This is a genomic window from Streptococcus oralis subsp. tigurinus (assembly GCF_002093545.1).
Classification (GTDB): Bacteria; Bacillota; Bacilli; order Lactobacillales; family Streptococcaceae; genus Streptococcus; species Streptococcus oralis_C.
On record NZ_LNVF01000001.1, the window covers coordinates 40024 to 60447 of the forward strand.

Sequence of the window (20424 nt, forward strand, 5' to 3'; positions counted from 1 at the left end):
ATGACAGAACAAGAATCAAGACGTGGGAAAACTCGTAGAGAACGTGTTGAATTTGCACGTTCTAGAGATATTTTGGATGTTGCAAACGAGCTCCAGATGGAGCTGGTTCGATCTGGACGAGACTATCGATGGAAAGAACATGATAGCCTAGTTATATCGCCTGATAAGAATTTATGGAAATGGTTCTCCAGAAATACAGGAGGAGATGCGATTTCTTTAGTTGAAACGATAAAGGAAGTGGATTTTAACCAATCTGTAGATTTTTTAAATGATGGAAATTTTAAAGAGTTTCAAATGGTTGAAAGAGCTCAAGAAGATTTTAAATACTATCTTGAAAAATATGAGCAGCCGTTTTCAGCTGGAAGAGATTATCTACGGAATCAACGTGGGCTATCAGACGAAACGATAGATTATTTTTTGGAACAGGGTGTTTTAGCCCAAGCTAATGCCAAACTTGACTACTTTGTGGAAGGTAATGGCGGAAATTCAACAAATGCGATTGAACCAGTTATTGTATTCAAGTCCCTTTCTTCTTCAGGTGAAGTTGTTGGAGCCTCTTTACAAGGAATCCAGGAGAATTGGGAGAAGTGGCCAAAACATGGATATGCTAAAGTGATTATGAAAAACTCCGATCCTATGACTGGTATTCATGTTGATATTGGCAGTCCAAAACGATTGATTTTTACTGAGAGTCCAATTGATTTAATGTCCTACTATGAATTGCACAAAGATAGTCTTCAGGACGTCAGATTAGTTTCTATGGATGGTTTGAAAGAATCAACTATAGGCCGTCATCTATCTCAAATTCAAGCTGAAATATCAGGAAAACAGCTAAGATGGACACCTGAACAATTAGCGGACGGACTTCAAGTAGCTATTGATCATCACTTTTTTGAAGATGGGAAAAATGCGGATTTGATTACTCTAGCTTTAGATAATGATGAAGCAGGTAGAACATTCATTCAAGAATTGGAGGCAAAAGGAGCTGTTATCAATTCAGATCTACCAGAACTAAAACCAGGACAAGATAAAACGGACTGGAATGATGTTCTAAAGAATCAACAGGAAGAAAAGCCTGACAACAGTCGTCTTGCCCAGGCACGTCGAAAATTGGAACGACTAAGGGGTGAACAAGACGAGGCTATTTCAAGGGCTTATTCCCACCAAGCGCTAACAAATGGGCAACCCATGAATGATAAGCGAGGAGGTGCTAGCTTTAAACGTAAGCAAGAACAAATAGAAGATCAAGTCTTTTCAAAGATGGATGAGATTAGGCAACAGGAAGAGCGAGTAGAGCGCCTGGAGCACCAACAACATTTGAAAGAAATGGGGTTGAATCGTCAGGGAAGTGGTCTGGAGATGAGTGTTCAAAATATACCTAGAATCCGTGAAGAGTTAGAAAAAGCTAAACGTGGGGAGTCGTTCTTTACCAAAGCTACTCTCAAACGCTATCAAGAAGAGTTGACTAGACTTGAAGCCATATCTGAACAAATGGGTAAAACGAGCATTCAACCAGCAACTCAAGCCTTAATTGATGAGGGGCTAGTGAACCAGTGGCAAAAACAACCAAATACGTATTTTGTAAAAGGGTTACGAAGAGTTGCCCTGGAGTTGACTGAAGAAGGAGAGTTTCAATTATCTTCACAAACTAAGTATCATCCGAAAACAGATGAGGAAAGACTGAAGGTGGATGAATTACTTGCCAAACAAGGGCAAGAAAATGTAGGATTAACGCCCTCGAATCAGGAAAAAACAATCTCACCACAACCAGAGCCTATTGAAAAAAATCAAGGCGAAGCAGGGTGGTTAGAAAAAAATTGGGACAATCTCACGTTTTCGATAGAAAATAAAAAAACAGTCGTCATTGATCCGACTAGTATAGATGAGATGGTTGAAGAAAAACAAACTCCAGAAAATCAAGAATCTATTGTCAATACAGAGGAGAATGCTGTGAGATTGATGAGCTATGAAGAGGTAAAACAGGAAAACGAAGCATTAACAAAGAGTTTAAATAATCGGATTCAATCTGGAGAATTATCAATTGAATTTGCCCCAGATTTCTATCTATATGATGTCTTTGCGAAGTTAGGAAATAGCCATCCTACTAAATACCTCAACGCTAAACGAATGGAAGTGTTGTCTCCTATTCATTCACTTTTGACCTCTCTTGATGATCAAACGACTGATTTATACAAGAAAAAAGGGACTCCTGAGCAAGATTCCTTGTATCAAGCATTGAAACCTCATCAGAGAACTTTGGGAGTAGATATTTCAACCCGATTTATTGGTGAACTTGCAATAGCAGCCTACAATACTAACAAGCAGATAGAAAGCCTTTCTAGTAACAGTTTTGGCGTCTATTATGATGAAAGAACCCTTGATAATCTATCACAATCGATTGAGCGAATGCTGGAGTATCCATTGATTGAATCGGGTAAAAGAGACTTTACCTATGGTTTTGTGACAACACCAAATACACTGTACCACTATCTGGAAGAACAAGAGGGAGAAGTGGTTTTAAACCGTGAATTATTGGATAACTTGATGTCACGTCTTGAGACTCATCCTATTAAGATAATGGAGGATTCAGAAGAAGTGGAGCCAGTTAGACCAGTGATTGTTCTAAAACAAGATGAGCTATACAGCGATTATTGGCGTGTTTATCAAAGCGACGGTGAGCTTGAATTCTATTTATTTGAGGATGGTCAGTTTGGCTATCGCCAATATGGTTCACTTAGCCAGAAAGAAGATAATATTGTTTTTAAATACCATTCAGAACCAGGTAAAACGGAGTTTCTAGCTACTCAAATGGGTTATGATAGTTTAAAATACATTGTTGTTAAAGATTGGGAGTCTCTTTTTGATGAAAATAAAGCGTTACTGCGAGAAAACTACGTTTTTGACGACTTAGAGAACTTCTTGAAAAAGTCGAATTATTTTGAACTAGATTACTGGACTTTCAATAGTGGATTGAAAGAAGATGAAGAGTTTTTAAACGAGATTACAAAAAAAGCTCATGATCAAAATCAAGAGCTTTCTAATAACACTGGGGGCGAACTATTGAATCGCAATTCCAGTTTTTTAGGAGTGGAAACTCCAGGGACAGCACCGCAGCCCGTTGAGAAAAATTCTCAACCTGATTTTCCTGCCAATGTTCATCTTCATTTTACCATCGATGAGGATCGAATGTCAAATAAAATATTCAGAAAAAACATGCGGACGTTAAATTTATACGCAAACGCAATGAGAGACTCGGCTCAATGGTATCTAAAAGAAATGTCAGGGACAAGTATCCATTATGTTTATAAGAATCCAGAAGAAAAGCAATTCCAAATTCTAAATGTTAAATTTGACAAGAAAAATTGGATGCACTTAACTGGAGTAACACCTGTATATAATGAGTGGGTAGAACATTTGTCTGAGTCATTTGTTGAAGATGTTGCAGCTGGAAAAGGGCATTTCAAAGATTTAAAATTTGCGCAGGGAATGTCGGATAAACTAAAAGTTTTGAACTTATTACCTGAGGTGATAGAGTCAGACTCCTTTGTGTTTAACGATCTTTCATCTGTAAAGAAATTTAATAATCTGGATCTTTCAAAAGCAATTAGACCAGAAGATACTGATTTGTTATTATTATTCAAAGAAAAGGAATTTACTCATGTCCCTGCATCTTTAATGAGAGTGAAGGGTGATTTAAGTAAGCAACTGGAAGATATAGATACTGGCACAATTCTCGGTGTCTATAGAGAAAGAGATGGTCACATTGAGCAACTGTCAATTAATGAGGAATATGTTAAAGATGGTGGCGAGGAAATGTTATCTGTCTTAAAAAATAAACAGTATGAGGAGGTTTCTGAAGAACCTGAACCACCAGCTCCAGAGAATACACTGAATAAAACCTCACTTGATTCAGCTACCTTTACTCAAGTCTTAGATACTGTCTATAATTTAGGTGTGCCTAGTGATATCTCAAAAACGCCAGACGAATTTCATCAAGCCTGGAATCAATATCTTGACTATGCGAAGAAATACAATGATGAATTTGATCAGATTGTCACAGCAGCTGGAGAAGATCATCTTCTAAATACAAATTCAGATTTTTATAAAGAATGGCAACAAGATCATATCTATAAGGAAAACTACCATGTACGTCTCCAATGGTCTGAGAATCGCCCAGGTGGGCCGAAATTGCCATTTAAAGAGACCGAGCTGATATCTTATCAAGATTTCGCTAGGGAGCTATATAAGGCCAATCAGGACTTTTATCCAATTCATCAAGAAGGAATGAAACAAGTAACTGCAGGCAATACTGAAGACTATATCCCTCCTACCAAAATTAAGTTTGATGTCTATGCTCCAGGTGGTGAAGTGATTAAGGAGGGAATTCGTTATGATATTGGAGATGAGACTACACCAATTTCACAAATGCTAGGGTTAGGATATCGTCGACTCAATGGTCAATCTGAACTAGCATCGATGGATGAAGAAATTCTTTCTCAGCTGGAAAATAGAGTGGTGAATAAGGAAATTTCCCAGGAAGCAAATGAATCGTCTCGATTGATAGAAGAAGGAGAAGGTCAAACTCCTGACACTAGAAAAACGGTAGCTTTTCAATCTTCTAAGCAAGAAACTAAAACTAATTTGCTTCAGCGTGTAGAGGAGATTCTGAAAGAGGAACCTATTTCGGATTTGGAGACTCCTGAAGTAAATTCAAGTAGTATTGATTATGCTAGTTTAACACCGCATGAATTGAGTGAGGTTGCTTTTCAAAAAGTGAGAGAGTACACAGAAACACCAGAACGGTTAGAAGAGTATCTGAATTTTATGAGTAAGTTTCCAGAGCTGTCACCTAGAAATGTAGCGTTGATTCAGGAACAGTGGCCAGGAGCGAATGCAGTCGCAACCTATAATCAATGGCAATCGATGGGGGAAGTTCTTGGGATTACTTCAGATCAGGTATTTGAAACTAGAAATACCTATATCAATAAAAAAACAGGTCGAACAAGAGAAGTTGTTCATAACAATCTTTCGGTTAAGACAGGAGAAAAATCACATATTACCTTGTTTAGACCTATGATGGTTGAAATGATTCCTGTATTGGATGAAAATGGGAACCAGGTAAAAAATGGAAAAGGTAATCCAAAATATAAAAGACTTTCTGAAGCGACACCTGAAGAAAAAGCTTTAAAGAAGGAAGGGAAATTGAAATCTCGCTTCTTCCAGGAAAGAGATTCAAATACAGGCTTAGCTAAATTCGCTACGTATAAAGTATTTGAGTTATCCCAAACAACCTTGAAGCCTGAATTTTATCCAAAAGCGATGCCAAATCGTCACTATGATTTTAATTTGGATCATGTTCGTACGAAAGAGGTGCTTGAAGGACTTTCCGATTATGCAAATAGTATCGGTGTAACCATCTATCAAGATGATGCAAAAGAGTTGAGAAGTGCGAAAGGATCTTTTTATCCAGATGAACAAAAGATACTTTTGAATCCAGATAATACTCCTGGAGAAGTCATTGCAACCACCATTCACGAGTTGGCGCATGCTAGTCTACATAATCCTAAATTTGCTAACTCGTATAAGGAGGATGTCTCAAAAGATCGTAGAGAACTTGAAGCTGAGATGACAAGTTATCTCGTTTCTAAGCATTTTGGGTTAGATACCTCTGAGAAAGCCATTCGCTATATGGCAATTTGGACTGATAATTTGACCTCTCTTGACGATCAACAACTAGCGCAATCTATGAAACGGATTCATGGAACAGTATCTAAGATTGTAAAAAGTGTTGAACAACATACAAAGCCTTACCAGTTAAACAGACAGGTGGTACAAAATCAAAATTTTATCCAAAGCCCAAAGAAGGGGCTTAAAGTCTAGAAAGAGTGCTCTTTAAGAGCCTCTTTTTTTGTATATAAAGTTATATAACTTTTTGTGCTTTTTTTTGATATCAACTCACTCTATTCTTTGTCGATGTCCCTTTACAAAAGATTTTTTAATTATAGCTTACAATGACAGAAAATGAAGTAGAAGGAGAATGATATGGTTATAGTTATTCTGGCTGAAAAAGAGAAACAGGCAGAAGCTTATGCTACAGCTTTGGGACAATTTAGTAAAAAGAAAGGTGTCTATGTCATTAGGCAGTCACTCTATTTTCCAGCTGAAGTACATGTGGTGGCTGCTGAAGGGCACCTATTTGAATACAGTGAACCAGACAACTGGTCACTTGATAAATTACCCCTAACAAATGTTTCATTTAAGCAACATCTGAAAGAGGACAAGGATTCGAGAGAAAAATTTAAGAGAATCTATGATGAAGTGGTAGCAGCGGATCAAGTGATTATTGGGACGGATGCTGATAGAGAAGGAGAGCGAATTGCGTATTCTATTTTATCGCATATACCAGGAGGGAAGGAGAAAATTTGGAAACGTCTTTGGGGAAGCTCCATGACAAAGAAAGCTCTTCAAAAAGCTTTTCAGGAATTGAAGGAACCTTCAGAGACCTATAATTACTATTTGGAAGCTGAAGCACGTGCACAAAGTGATTGGTTGGTAGGAATGAACTTATCACCTCTTGCAACACTTGATCTTCAAGCAAGAGGACAACTCCCTCGAACAAAAGGTAGCAGTCTATCGGTTGGCCGAGTGCAAACACCAGCGGTCAGACTAGTTTGTGAGAATGATTTAGAGATTCGCAACTTTACTCCAGAAAAATATTGGAAGCTTCAGCTGGAGGATAAGAAAAATGGGGTATTCTTTACTACCAAAGATAAAACTAAAGATAGTGAGGCTATTTTAGCCTCTTCAAGGGAGTTATCAACCACTTCTGTTATTTCTTCAGTTGAGGTAGAAAATCAACAGAAATCCGCTCCACAACTATTTACCTTGTCTGCATTACAAAGTTTTGCAGCAAGTACCTGGAAATTTGACTCAGATAAAACAGAGAGCATTGTTGAGGGACTGTATTTGGAAGGATTTCTCTCCTATCCACGACCAGATTCAGAATACATCAATCAATTTGAGTTTGACGATTTAAAAGAAAATCTATCTGCCTATCAAAAAGCTATTAATTGTCATTTTGAGCCAGCGTTTTTGGAGCCTAGAGAAGATTATGTCAATGATGAAAAAGTGTCTGGTACGAGCCACTCAGCCTTGATTCCGACTGAAAGAATTCCAAACCTTTCAAATTTAAAAACTGACCAACGATTGATTTATGAAGCAGTTGTGAAGCAGGCAATCTTGATGTTTGCGGATGATTGTTATTATTCAACCAAAACAATTGAAGTAGAAAATAATGGTCTTGTTTTTAAAACAAAGGGTAGAACGCTTCATAAATTAGGATGGGCTGAATGGAGTTCTCGAAAGGTACGAGGTTCTGTTGAAGTTCCTGATTATCAAGTAGGAGATAGAATTGAGACACAAGTCCAGATTGTAGGGGGTGAAACAAAACCACCTAAAAGACTAACTGAAAGCCAATTGATTGGCCAAATATTTCCTAAATATGGCTTAGGAACACAAGCCACTAGAGGAGAAATCATTAAAAAAATTCAGAGCAAGGGCTATGTTGTCAAAGATAAAAAAACAGGCCAACTAACTCCTACCAACAAGGCCTATCTACTGATCAATTATCTCTATGACAATGAGTTCTCTGATCCAGAGACAACAGGAGGCTGGGAAATGTTTCTATCTCAGATTGGAGAAGGGACAATCAATCCACGAGAATTTGTGGATGCGATAAAAGATAAGCTCACTCTTCAAATCAAGGAAGTAAAAGAAAGAGGTGATTAAGTGTGACTACTGAAGAAAAGAAAAAAACACCCTATTTAGATCGTTATACAGATAATTTGACAGAAAAAGTTTCAAAAAAAGCGGAAGATTATCAGGTGTACGGACGTGATAAAGAAGTAGAAGCTGTTCAGACCACTCTTCTCAGACGAACTAAGAATAATCCCATTTTGGTAGGAGAAGCTGGAGTTGGAAAAACAGCTATTGTTGAAGGATTTGCTTTAGCCATTTTAAGAAACCAGGTATCTCCCAAATTAAAAAACTTGACCGTGCGCTCTCTGGAACTATCTAGTTTAATGTCAGATGAGGATGGAGGATTTATTGTTAAGTTTAAAAAAATTATTGAGGAGATGGTAGAAACCAAAGGAGAGAATCTTCTCTTTATTGATGAATTTCATACTATTGTTGGTGCTGGTGGTTCAGATAAGGGCGCTTTGGATGCTGGAAATATTATTAAACCAGTTTTGTCACGTGGTGAGATGCAATTGATTGGCGCAACTACTTTAGATGAATTTCATGAATATATTGAAACGGACCGAGCGCTTGAGCGAAGGATGCAGCCAATTAGGGTTTCTGAACCAACAACTACTCAAGCGATTGAAATTCTTGAGCAAGCTAAAACTATTTACGAAAATTTTCACCAGGTGTCTATTAGTTCTGATGCTGTAAAACAAGCTGTACTTCTATCTGTCCGCTACATACCTGATCAATTTTTACCTGATAAAGCCTTTGACTTAATAGATGAAGCAGCAACAATTTGTTCTACAAATGGATTAGGCGATGTCAGGAAGCAAGAAATTGCAGAGGTGCTGAAAAATAAAACAGGTATTCCTGTCACGACGATTTTGAAAGGTAACAAGGAAAGACTAGATGGTTTAAAAGAAAAGCTGTCACGACGTGTTAAAGGCCAAGATGAGGCTGTAGATGCTGTTGTGGATTCTATAACTGTTGCACAAGCTGGTTTACAGGATCAAAGAAAGCCTCTATCCTCCTTTATGTTTCTAGGAACTTCTGGGGTTGGAAAAACAGAGCTTGCCTTGGCACTAGCAGAGGGAATATTTGATGATGAAGAGGCAATCATTCGCTTTGATATGTCTGAGTATAAACAAAAGGGAGATATCACAAAGCTGATTGGCGATCGCCAAACTAGAACGAAAGGACAATTGACTGAGAAAGTTAAACAAAAACCTTATAGCGTTATTTTGATCGATGAGGTGGAGAAAGCACACTCAGAAGTTGTAGATTTATTTTTGCAGGTGCTTGATGCAGGGCGCTTGACTGATTCAACTGGAAGGCAAGTAAGTTTTAAGAATACGATTGTCATTATTACTACGAATATTGGTTCGCAAAAAATTATTAATCAGTATGAATTGAAAGGAAATTTTAAAAAACTAACAGATAGGGATAAAGTACAGTTTGAAAAGAGCATGACGTTGGAGTTAGAGACTAAATTTCGACCAGAATTTCTCAATCGAATTGAATATAAATTGATTTTTAACATGTTAGACGAGGAAGTGAATAAGGAAATTATTGTCAAACAACTATCAGAAATTCAAGAAAGAATGAAGAATCAACAGTTGACTCTCTCTTATGAAGAAAGTTTGGTTACTTATTTATTGGATGTAGGAACCAATATAAAGGATGGGGCACGGCCACTGGAAAGAGTGATTAAACATAAAGTTCTCCCTTTAATTTCTAAAGAGTTTTTGAACTTATCTGATCACAATCAAGAGTATCATTTTCATCTTTGGGTAGAAGGTGATGCACCAGATGAGAATCACCGTGAAGATAAAAGAAAAATATTATTCGATGTTGAAACTGAAAAGACGTCATTTGGTGAAGCATTATTTTCTTAAAATTCACCTTAAAAAAAATGATTGTCCCTTTAAAAAATTTTTTTCAATTATCTATTATACTAACGTTGTCAAAAAAACAAAGGAGGATTTCTATGAAAAATTATTTGACAAGACAACTTCAGCAAGTAAAAACAAAATCACAGATGTTTTTATTGAGCCTTTCCCTGTTTCTAACAGGATCTACAGCCTATGCGGACGATCCATTTGCTAAGTCGGATAACTTGGCGAAACAAGGAATTACAAAAGTTCAGTTAGTCAGTGTTGCGCTATTTGGTCTAGCTGCCGTTGTCACTTCGCTCATTTATGCATTTGGTGGACGAGAGTTAAAAGCCTCAATGAAAAAAAATTGGATTTCAATTGCAATTGCAATTATTGGTGTTTCTGCAGGTCCAAGTATCATTGAATGGATTTTTGATTTTGTGAAAAATTAAGGGGTGGTGATATATGGCTTTTGCGCTCTTTAATAAAGGTCGCTGTACGATTACAGATGACTTATTTCTAGAAATCACCTGGGAAGATGGAAGAGGTCCAGAGGATGATAGTGAGTTGTTTGATATCCTCGAGGGATTGGATCATCTTTCTGATTTTTCTCAGCCGATTGCAAAAAGTTTGCCCTACCTAACATTTCAACAAGCCGAATTGTTATTTAAAGAGTTAAAACAGGCGTATGGTCAGTTTCAGCTGAAAAAAGTAGCAATTGCCCATCTGGAAGGAAAAAGCGTGGTGACAGAAGGGGAGGTTTATGCTAGTCCGTTCCTTATTACTGAAGACTATGAAAACCTCTTGCTTCCCCTCATTCAATCGATACTTACTCGCTCTGAATTTGGGAATTACAGCTATCAAGAAAAAAGGGAGTATTTTGAGAACCAGATTTATCCTGTATATAAACAAAGTTTGGGATTATCCGATTCTTCTCTTCCGCTTTTTCCAGCTGAAGGTGAGACAGAGGCTGTTTCACAACCAAATCGCTTGCCGCCTGTTCCAAATGCAAGGGATCAAACAGATGTTGCGGCTCCCGTATCTCAAAAGCGGTCAACTTCTCTGAAGAAATTTTATCTATTTTTAGGTGTTTTTGGAGTGTTGTCAGTAATAAATATCATTTGCATATTTTTTACTTTCGCTCAACTATCAAACCAGTCAGAAAAAGTAAATTTCTTATATCAGGAACAAAAAAATACTCAACTTATCATTTCAACGAAAAATGAAGTTGATGTATTTAGCCGTTATTTCTTACCTTCTTATTACTCGGGCAAAAAAGAAAACCTAGTAGATTTTCTTTCTGAAGGTGATGCAAAATTTACCAAACCAAAAGAAGGTATTTTACAGTCCGTTATTTTAGAGAAATTGAATTATGATTCAGAAACTCAAAAATATACGGTTTCCTATATCCTGTCTGTCAAAAGAGGGGATAAATCATCTAGCGTTAGATTAACTTTTGATATAAAAGCTTCTGATTCTTCAAAATATGGATTTGTTGTAGAAACAGAACCAAAGGAATCAAATTATCTTAAAAATTAGAAAAGGAAAAATCAAAATGAACAAGAACAAAAACCAAGTATTAGCTACACTCGCGCTATCAACACTCGTACTTTTACAAGCTGGCGGATTTGCATCGGCAGACGAACTTGCGCCAATTGATTCCTCTGCTCCAACAACGGAAGTGGTTACGCCAACAGCGCCAAGTGCTTCAACAGAAACAGAGGCTCCAGCAAATAAGTCAACAGAGCCTTCAGTTACTCCAGTTGATCCAACAGCTCCATCAGACAAGGATAACGCAGGAAGCCTTGACGGAGTGCCAGCTGATAAACCAGCACCTTCAGATAAGGCGCAAGACAAGGATAATGCAGGTAGTCTCGATGGTGTTCCGACACCATCAGATAAACCACAAGACAAAGACAACGCAGGAAGTCTTGACGGAGTGCCAGCTGATAAACCAGCACCTTCAGATAAGGCGCAAGACAAGGATAATGCAGGAAGCCTCGATGGTGTTCCAGATGAACAGCCAAAAACTACTGATCAAGCGAACCAACAAGGGAAGTCACAAATTGGAACCACTTCAAGCTCAACAGGACAAGTCGTCCATGATGTGACAAAAGCACCTGTTCAAACCAGCACAGGTGATTCCATTGTCAGCACTCAAAACGGAAATCTTGTCCTTGAAGATGGTTCTGTAGTTGCTCCTGAAGCACTTGGAGCTGTTACAAATGAAGACAAGACTATCAGTGTTTCGACTGCGGATGGTAAAATGGTAACTTTGCCAAACACAGGAACAAAACAAAGTTTCCTAGCTGTAATCGGTGGCATGTTGTTTACTGCGGTTGGCTACTTCTACAAGAAGAAATTATTTTAATTAAGTGAAGGAGAAAGAAATATGACAGAAAAAACAAAAGGACACGGATATTTCCGTAAGAAAAAATGGGCTAAAGGTTTAGCATCATGTATTGCAATCGCAGGTTTTGTAGCCTTCTCTGCAGGTTCAGCATTTGCGGATGAAGCAGTACAGCCTGAAAGCAAAAACGACAACAACGCATACGCTACACAGGCTGGTAAAACAACAGGAAGCCAGTCTGTAGCGATTGATAATGGAGCAGTGACAAAGGCAGCTGACAAGGCTAAAAAAGCTGGAGTAGTTGTATCTGAAACACCAAGCATTGATAAGGGGACAGATACCACTGCTCCAAAACTTGAACAGTCTAAGTCTGAGATTAAACAAGATCAGGATAAACAAGTTCAGGAACTTGAAGCCACAACTACAAAACAAGTTCAAAACAACGAAGCTTTCAAGGAAGCACAGGAAGCTATTCACGCTAACAATCAATTTGTAGCTGATGAAAAAGCCAAGCATGAAGGGGCAACAACTGTCACAGTGACGAATGACGGTTCGACTGCCACAGATGGGACAGCAGACCAAAACAAGAAAGCTACTCAAACAGCTAAACAGGTCTTGTCAGAGAACCAACAAGCTGTCTCAACCTACCTGGAAGAAAAAGGGAAGTACGAAGCTACTGTCAAACAAGCTACAATTTTGAATCAGGCTGTAGAAGCCGCTACTACAGACTTGAAGAAACAGGGCGTAACGGTTGATGCAGTGACACGTACAGTTTCTTCAGTCGCAGAAGTAGAAGCATTGAAGAAAGCAAATGACCAGGCTATTGCGGCCGCAAAAAGAAAAGTTGTGCTCAACAAGGCTCTTCTTGATGCCTACTCAGAAAGCCAAACTGCTAGTCAAGAAGTCAATCAAGATGCTGATCGCAAATCAACTGAACTGAAAAACTCTGGTGTACTTTTAACTTCTAAAACACAGGAAGTTTCTTCAGCTGATGAAGCGAAGCAAATTGGGAAACAAAACCAAGCGTCTTATGATCAAGCTAAGAAAGCCCAAGCAGACTGGCAGAAGAAGTACGATGAGCTTCGAGCTAAGACAAGCACGGAGGGATATACCAAAGAAGTGGTCTTGCAAGCCCTCAGCGTTGCGACCGCAAATCCTGAGGCAACAGTGGAGTCCTCTGCTTCAGGAGCGCAGGTAACTACTAAAGATTACATTGCTTCATCAAATGGAACATCAGGCTATACTCGTGTTCTTGACTCGACTAAAGTCTTGAAATACAAGGATGTTGGCACTGGATGGAAAACGGAGGTTGACTACACAAATCTGAAAGGTTTGACTGTTTCAACTGCAGATGGTAAAAAGCATGATATTTCTCGTATCCATCGAAAATTCGAGATTCTTAATCAAGGGAAGACAGGGTTAAACGATGTATATGTATTGAATGATCCGACTGAGGGCTTTGTAGTCGCTCGTAACGATGGAGCTGGTGGAGCTGCAGACTACATGAATTTCTTGGTTACGGATACCTACTACTACAATGTGGATGGGAAAGAAGTAGCCTTCCAAGCAAGTGAAAAAACTCCTGCTACACTAACCTATTCTTCACTCAATCACAATCGTATTGGTTGGGAAGGTGCGAAAGCCATTAACGGAACTCATGTTGAAATTAATGGCTCCACTGTTACAGAAAACAAAGATTATGGCTATGTCTATGCAGAAGACTATAACCGTCAGGAAGATGTGGGGCATCTTTGGGATACATCTGATTCACCTTACCAATACAAGGGCGCTGCACTTGGTGTCTTTAAGGAAGGGACAGCCTTCACAACCGAATTTATTCAATGGGATGGACCAGAAAGTCCAAATGGCCAAACCTATTGGTTCGCTTTGAATACAAAGGTTGTAACGCCAGTCGTTGAAGTTCCAGCTACTGCAACTATCACAAAAACAACTGTGAAACCTGTCAAACCTGATTCAATCAGTGCTAACCTGGTCAATGCGAAAAATCCAGCAAAACCAACTTTAGAGCTTAAAACTATTTCTGAGACGAAAAATCAGAAATTATCAGCAAGTTATCACGGCTACAAGTTACAATATAAGCCAGTTGTCAGCAAATCTGTAGCAGATACAGACAAGACCAATACAAACGGTCAAACAGTTGCTAAAAACGCTACGCAGCTCTACACATTGACCCATGACAATATCTATGCGAACCTGAAAAAAGGGGACAAGATTACCATCATTGATCCACTCGAAGCTGGAGCAGTTCCTGATGTGGCTGTGACGAAAGCAGCTGCAGAGAAAGCTGGATGGGGCGTTGCTTACGATGCAGGAAAGAATACTTACACCTTTACTGCAACCTACGAAGGGAAGCGCTTGGAAGCTCCTGTGATTACCTGGAAGCCAATCTATGATAAGGGCTTCTATGACAACACTTATAAAGTGTTAGTGAATAACTACGAGGTTTACTCTAATCCAGTCACAAACTACACACCACCAGCCCCAAAACCAGTTAAAGCGGTTCTAGATCGTGCTGGTAAGGACATCAATGGTGCTACAACATTTGATCGCAACGTGACCTTCCGCTTGATGACTGACTACAGTCCTTATACCAAAACACTTGCTTCAAAACAAGCGATTGGTAAGAAGTTTGGAATCTTTGATGATGTTCAAGACAAAGCCTTCACAGTTGACCACAGTAAGATCAAGATGACTGCTGCAGGTAAAGATGTAAAAGACTTGTTTGACATGTATCACGTCCTTTCAGACAAAGGGCGTACAGATGCAATCAATAAGATTCTGAAAGAATTGAACTTGAATCCTAAAGGTGAGTTTTATCTTTGGGTAGCGAAGGATTCTAAGAGTTTTTATTACAACTATGTGAAGCAAAATAAAAAGGTGACGATTGATCTCCCAGCTAAGCTCCTGGTTAAAGCAGGGGAGAAAGTCGAAAACGATCTAAAACAAATCGACTTTGGCAATGGATATCAATCAAACCTTGTCACTATCTCGGTTCCTGATGTGAATCCAGAGAAACACGTCTTGGATCAAAAGGATAATAAAAAAGTCTTGGACGGCCAAGAAGTACAGATTGGTCAATACATCCGCTATCTACTTGACGGTGTAACCGTTCCTACTAAACACGACAGCCTCTTCCAATATGATGGTAGTGATCAGTTGGATGTGGTTCATGATCGATTCACAGGTAAGTGGTCAGGGATTTTCAAGGGAACGGAATACACAGCTGAGAAAGACTTGGTTCTTCCTCATGACGTCATCCTGAAGGATGGAAAAGTAGTCAAAGCTGGTGAGAAGGTCGTCAAAGGTACACCTTATGCCTTCTTGTTTGAAGTGAACCAAGATACGGATCCTAACTTCCTTAAGAAAATTGTGACCGTTAAATGGAACGAAAAGGAAGGCAAATGGTCGTATGTTATTAACCAGGATTTCCTAAATTCTTTAGGTGTAAAAGGCACGTTCGATGCAGACTTCTATCTAGAAGTCGAACGCATCAAGGCTGGTAAGGTTGAAAATACCTTTATCAATACAGTCAATTTACAAGAGATGACGGCTAAAGTTACAACAACAACGCCGGAACCTCCAAAACCAGAGCCTAAAGAACCAGGCAAGCCACAACCTCAGCCGTCACTACCAAACACAGGAACAGCAGCAAGCATGCTTCCAGTTGTGGGAATGATTTTGGGATTGTTGAGTCTTGTAGGTCTTCGTAAGTCGAAAGAAAACTAAATTGACGAACTAAAATGAAATGATGACCACAAGTTGAATAAAGACTCTCTTGTGGTCTTTATTGAAAGGAGAAAAAATGCAAGTATTTATCGCTACTGGACGTGTTGCATTCATCCCAAGTGATGCAGTAGGTCAAACTAAAAATGGTCATGCCAGTTTCAAATTTGAGTTTGTTTGTGATTCTAGTATGACTGATGATACAAATAAACCAATTTCTAGTTTCTTCCATGTGCAAGTATACGGAAAACAAGCAGAATTGATGGCTCAGAGCCTATCTAAAGGCTCTCCAATCCTCTTAAAAGGAGAAATTATCCAACGTCCTTATAATGATGAACAAGGTCAACGTCGGACGTATCAGTTTATTTCCCCAAATCAACAAGGAGGAATTACTTTCCTTGAAAATAAGGAAGCATCTAACCGACGTAAGCAGGAACAACAGGGCTTTTCTCAGCCGATACCAAGTTCTATTCCTCCATCTTATCCTGAACCAATGGATGTAGAATCCCCATTCTAAAGGGATTGAAAGCATACAAGAACACTTGTGTGCTTTTTTGTTGTACAAAAAGTTATATAACTTATGATATAACAATATCTTTTGTCCCTTTAACAAAGAATTTGATATTATCCCTTAGAATAGAGGGGAATTAAGAAATAATAAGAAAGGAGTGCAACAATGGCAAGACAAAAATACAATTATCTGTCTGATGAATTGATTGCAGAATCTCTTCAGGTGACCAATTACTTAGAACAAAGTCGATCTAGTCGATTGAATGTTCTTCAGTTGGATGGGGAGAAATGGTTAGAAAATTACTTTAACCGTTATGAGAAAGCCTCTCCAAGGCTACAGTTTCACATATTTCTCTTTTCGAGCTTCTATACTCGAAAAATGGAATGGTTCTTGGAAGGTGTAAGGGGGTAGTCGTTTGTTTGAGTTATTTGAAGTAGTATTTTATACCCTTATCCAACTGATTCGAGCCAGTTGGCTCAATACCTTCCTTTTTCTAGGGGTAGCAGGTTATTACCTATTCAAACTCTTCCAGCCGTATTTTTTAAGAAGCTATCAAAGGTTATTAGCAGGAAAGAGTAGTCTAAGGCAAGCAATAAAAAGAGGTTGGAAAAATCGTAAAGGAATTGATTGGAAACAAGTATGGTTCAAATCAGTTAGAGGGCTGCTCAATGGAATGACGTCATTCTTACCTAAAATCTTTGCGCTTGTCTCTCTCATTCTTTGGAATGTTTTCTTCAGGATATTCTATACCCTCCCTTTTGTTAAACGAGAACGGAAACGTTTTGATAAAGAAATGAAACCCATTCTTTATTTTAAAAGTTACCGCAGCTTCGTTTATATGGGATTAGGTTTTAGCTTTATTGCTTTTATCTTAACCAATTACCTGGTTACCGTTTTGAGATCTACAATCCGCTTTCTCTATTTTAGTATTTGGTCGTTTAAAGATGCTAGTAAGGCCGTAAACTTTGACTTAAACAGCCTCTTGTTTCAAAGTTTATTGAATGTAAAAGTCTTTTGGATTGCCCCGATTTTAGCTTTTCCTCTCTTTCTGATGGGTCTATTCCTTGCTTGGAAATCTGCTTGGATCAACTTTGAGCAGTTTCGTGACTACAACCATAATGAGGAGGGGGATGACCGTTTTGTGACAGTTGATGAAATTCGTCGTCAATACAAAAAGATTCCTAATAAAGCTTTAACTTATCCAGGTGAAGGTGGGGCTCCAGTATTTCATGAACTGACTCATGATTTGGCAGGGCAAACACTTCGAACGCAAATGTTATGGCAAAATAAGACAATCAGTCGATACGTGACCAATGCGGAGCGCATTTTGGGCATGCAATCTTTTCCTTCGGGATATTATTACATTGAAGATAAGCCGACGAATTTGTTAGGGATTGGGATGACTCGTTCAGGTAAGGGGGAAGGTCAGATCACGACAACGATTGATATCAACAGTCGTGCGGAGTTGCAGCCATCGCTGGTTCTGGGAGACCCGAAAGGAGAACACTACCAAGCCTCTTACAAAATGATGAGGCAACGTGGCTATGAAGTTGATGTGCTTTCTTTCCAAAATATGGATTGGTCTATGTCCTACAATCCTTTGGCTCTAGCTATTGCAGCCGCCAAGAAAGGTTACTATGAGAAAACGCAAACCTATGTCAACGCAGTCGCAGAATCCATTTTTCCCAAACAAAAAGGTGGTGAGAAGGGGAATGCGGAATATTTTCGTAAGTCTTCTATATCCTTGTTTAACGCCCTTACAATGGCTTTGATGGATCGGGCTAATGAAACCGTTCAAAATGGTGAAGAGGATGCCTGGGATACCATTACAATCCCTAACGTTGCGAAATTCTTGGCGACAATGGGATCAGAAGAAGTCTTTGTGGATGGTGCTGGAGAAATCGTCGAAAATCCAAGCAGAGAACAACAAGTGTCGAAGAAGTCAAAAATTACAGTCTATTTTGATAATTTGAGACAGGTCAATCAAAAACAATTCTCAAAATTTAGACAAATGGCGGATATCGAATTTCGTGCTTCAGACTTTGGTGGTGATGAGACTAAAGGGAATGTCTACTCTAGCATGATGACAGGAATCAACCTGTTCTTGCAAGACAACGTAGCGAAGCTCACTTCCAAAAACTCGATTGATTTAGAGTCTTTTGCCTTCCCACGTCGATTGTCTGTTAAGTTTAGATCAAGCACCAACAGTCAATTAAAAAATGAGTTCAAGCATAAGACTGCTAAAGTAACTATTACAGGCTTGAAGAAATGGGGCAAAGTTGAAAAGCAAGTCGACTATGTGAAGCAAGCGACAGCTCTTATTGATGGAGAAGGCTATCTGACTTATGCCATCGAACCTAAACTTCCAGATCAGTTTACGGTTACGATTGATTTTAATCATAAGAAAAATGGTAAGTCTCCAGTTCGGGATCGGGTCTTCCAATTCTCAGCTGAGAAAGTCTATCGAAAAGATGGAGATAATCTAGAACTCGATGAGTATACCAAGAAACCGATTTTAGATCATATCGATATCACCGTCTTAAAGAATAAAGAAGATACCCAAAATCTTCTTCAGGAGTCGGATATTGAACTGATTTATTCAGATAAACCCAAGGTCATCTACCTGGTAACACCGCCAAACCGAACAGAGTATAATGGGATTGTTTCTTTGTTCTTGGATCAGTTGTACAATGCCAACTATGATCTTGCCCTATCAAATGGGCGGAAATGTATCAATCGTATTCTCCATATCTTGGATGAGTTTACAAATATTCCAGCTATTCCTCACATGGATACGAAAATTTCTATCGGATTGGGGCAAAATATTCTCTATTATCTTTGGGTTCAAAACTTGGAACAATTGGTTAATGTCTATGGTGAAAATGTTGCGCAAACGATTCTGGATAACTGTTCATTGAAAGTTTACGTCAAAACGACGTCTCCAGATACCAATAAGAGATTTAGTGGAGAGCTGGGTACACGTACCATCACCAGAAGACGGCGCTCCAGCAATATCCTGGACGAAGCCAATCCAAATGTAGCTGTCGAGAATCCAAAACAAGAGTTGTTGACACCAACGCAATTGGCCAAACTTCAGGAGGGAGAAGCGGTTATCTTACGTGGGGTTAAAGGACGGGATAATGTTGGACGTAAGGTTACAACGGATCCAATCTTCGCACATGATAAGAACAGCTTCCCTTACAAGTACATGTTTTTACAAGAGGAGTTTGATACATCGATGACTCTTGCGGATATTCCAGTCGAAAGTGCACACCGTGAGCTAGAGCTTCAAGAAATAGCAGTTGATGCAGGTACAGCCTTCAACAACATCATAGACTGGAGGCAACGTTTGACCATGCCTCTCCTCAGCAACAATGGCGAAACTCCTAAACTATCAGGCCGTCACAGTAAAGGGCAAAAGGTACAATCCCAATCCTTCACTTCCACAGATGAATTATTCCAGGCAGCTGCAGCTAGTGTTATTCACGGTGACTATGATTATTATGATGACGGAGACGACTTCTTTGCGGATGAAGTTATCTAAAAAGATGTACAATAAGTTATATAAACACTTGCAAGAAAAAATGATGTTTGTTATAATGAGGTAAATAATGATTAGGAGAAAAAATGATGAAAGCAAAGCACTTTTTAAGAATTGTTTTAGTAGGGTTAGCCTTGATTTTACTAGGGGCATGTGGTCAAAAATCACCTGAAAGTCTCTCTAAAAATGTGTTAAAAGATAGCTATACGGGCTTTTCACCAGAACATGGTTATGAGAGTAGTGATTTTAAGGGTGGAGTAGGAACTACCTTAAAGTTTGATAAAGAAAAACGAACCATCTCAAATAACGACGGTGAAAGCATCAATTATAGTGTTCTTTCAGAAGAACAAGTGAAGAGAATCCCAGCTGATTTCAGAGGCACTCTAGTTAGTCTAGAGAGTCAGCTGAAAGGAAAGGATAACTTTACAATCGCTGTTGACTATAAAGATATAGATAAACCTGAAGAAGCTCGCTCTTATTATCAAGTCGTCTTGACCGAGGGTGGTAAAAAAATCCGAATCATTGAACTCCGCCGTGGCTATAAAGAAGACAATGCTTTCTATGATTTCAACGGAACCGCAGATTAACTTACAAAAGTCTCAATTACTTGAGGCTTTTTTTTGTTGTCAGAATTTCATTGTCCCTTTAAAAACGATTT

At 38.8% G+C, this 20424-nt stretch carries 11 protein-coding genes; all 11 read left to right on the forward strand.

Annotated features, from left to right (window positions below; genetic code table 11):
• The 11 genes from ATE34_RS11195 to ATE34_RS00330 all read left to right on the forward strand — a co-directional run bounded on the left by ATE34_RS11195 (position 1) and on the right by ATE34_RS00330 (position 20353).
• Positions 1-5880 (forward strand): PBECR4 domain-containing protein, encoded by a 5880-nt coding sequence (locus ATE34_RS11195; RefSeq protein ID WP_241500520.1) that lies wholly within the window; start codon positions 1-3, stop codon positions 5878-5880.
• A 162-nt stretch (positions 5881-6042) separates the two neighbouring features.
• Positions 6043-7788: a type IA DNA topoisomerase gene (locus ATE34_RS00285; protein WP_084910564.1), complete on the forward strand. Its 1746-nt coding sequence runs from the start codon at positions 6043-6045 to the stop codon at positions 7786-7788.
• 2 nt (positions 7789-7790) lie between these two features.
• Positions 7791-9641 carry an AAA family ATPase gene (locus ATE34_RS00290; RefSeq protein WP_084910566.1) on the forward strand — a complete coding sequence of 617 codons (1851 nt, stop codon included), beginning with the start codon at positions 7791-7793 and terminating at the stop codon, positions 9639-9641.
• 92 nt (positions 9642-9733) lie between these two features.
• Positions 9734-10072 carry a hypothetical protein gene (locus ATE34_RS00295; RefSeq protein ID WP_061409490.1) on the forward strand — a complete coding sequence of 113 codons (339 nt, stop codon included), beginning with the start codon at positions 9734-9736 and terminating at the stop codon, positions 10070-10072.
• Positions 10073-10085: 13 nt separating this feature from the next.
• The gene (locus ATE34_RS00300; RefSeq protein WP_084910568.1) at positions 10086-11159 is read left to right on the forward strand and encodes a hypothetical protein; all 1074 of its coding nucleotides are present in this window, start codon (positions 10086-10088) and stop codon (positions 11157-11159) included.
• 16 nt (positions 11160-11175) lie between these two features.
• Entirely contained in the window at positions 11176-11991 is an 816-nt protein-coding gene (locus ATE34_RS00305; protein ID WP_061409494.1) for an LPXTG cell wall anchor domain-containing protein, read from the forward strand.
• Positions 11992-12012: 21 nt separating this feature from the next.
• Positions 12013-15717 carry an SspB-related isopeptide-forming adhesin gene (locus ATE34_RS00310; RefSeq protein WP_084910570.1) on the forward strand — a complete coding sequence of 1235 codons (3705 nt, stop codon included), beginning with the start codon at positions 12013-12015 and terminating at the stop codon, positions 15715-15717.
• Between the two features lie 76 nt (positions 15718-15793).
• Complete coding sequence (locus ATE34_RS00315) at positions 15794-16231, forward strand: single-stranded DNA-binding protein (RefSeq protein WP_084910572.1); 438 nt, start codon at positions 15794-15796, stop codon at positions 16229-16231.
• Positions 16232-16390: 159 nt separating this feature from the next.
• Complete coding sequence (locus ATE34_RS00320) at positions 16391-16636, forward strand: hypothetical protein (RefSeq protein WP_000113750.1); 246 nt, start codon at positions 16391-16393, stop codon at positions 16634-16636.
• Positions 16637-16640: 4 nt separating this feature from the next.
• Positions 16641-19769, forward strand: a complete 3129-nt coding sequence (locus tag ATE34_RS00325) for a VirD4-like conjugal transfer protein, CD1115 family (protein ID WP_084910574.1) — start codon at positions 16641-16643, stop codon at positions 19767-19769.
• An 83-nt stretch (positions 19770-19852) separates the two neighbouring features.
• Positions 19853-20353, forward strand: a complete 501-nt coding sequence (locus tag ATE34_RS00330) for a hypothetical protein (RefSeq protein WP_084910576.1) — start codon at positions 19853-19855, stop codon at positions 20351-20353.
• Positions 20354-20424: the final 71 nt, after the last annotated feature.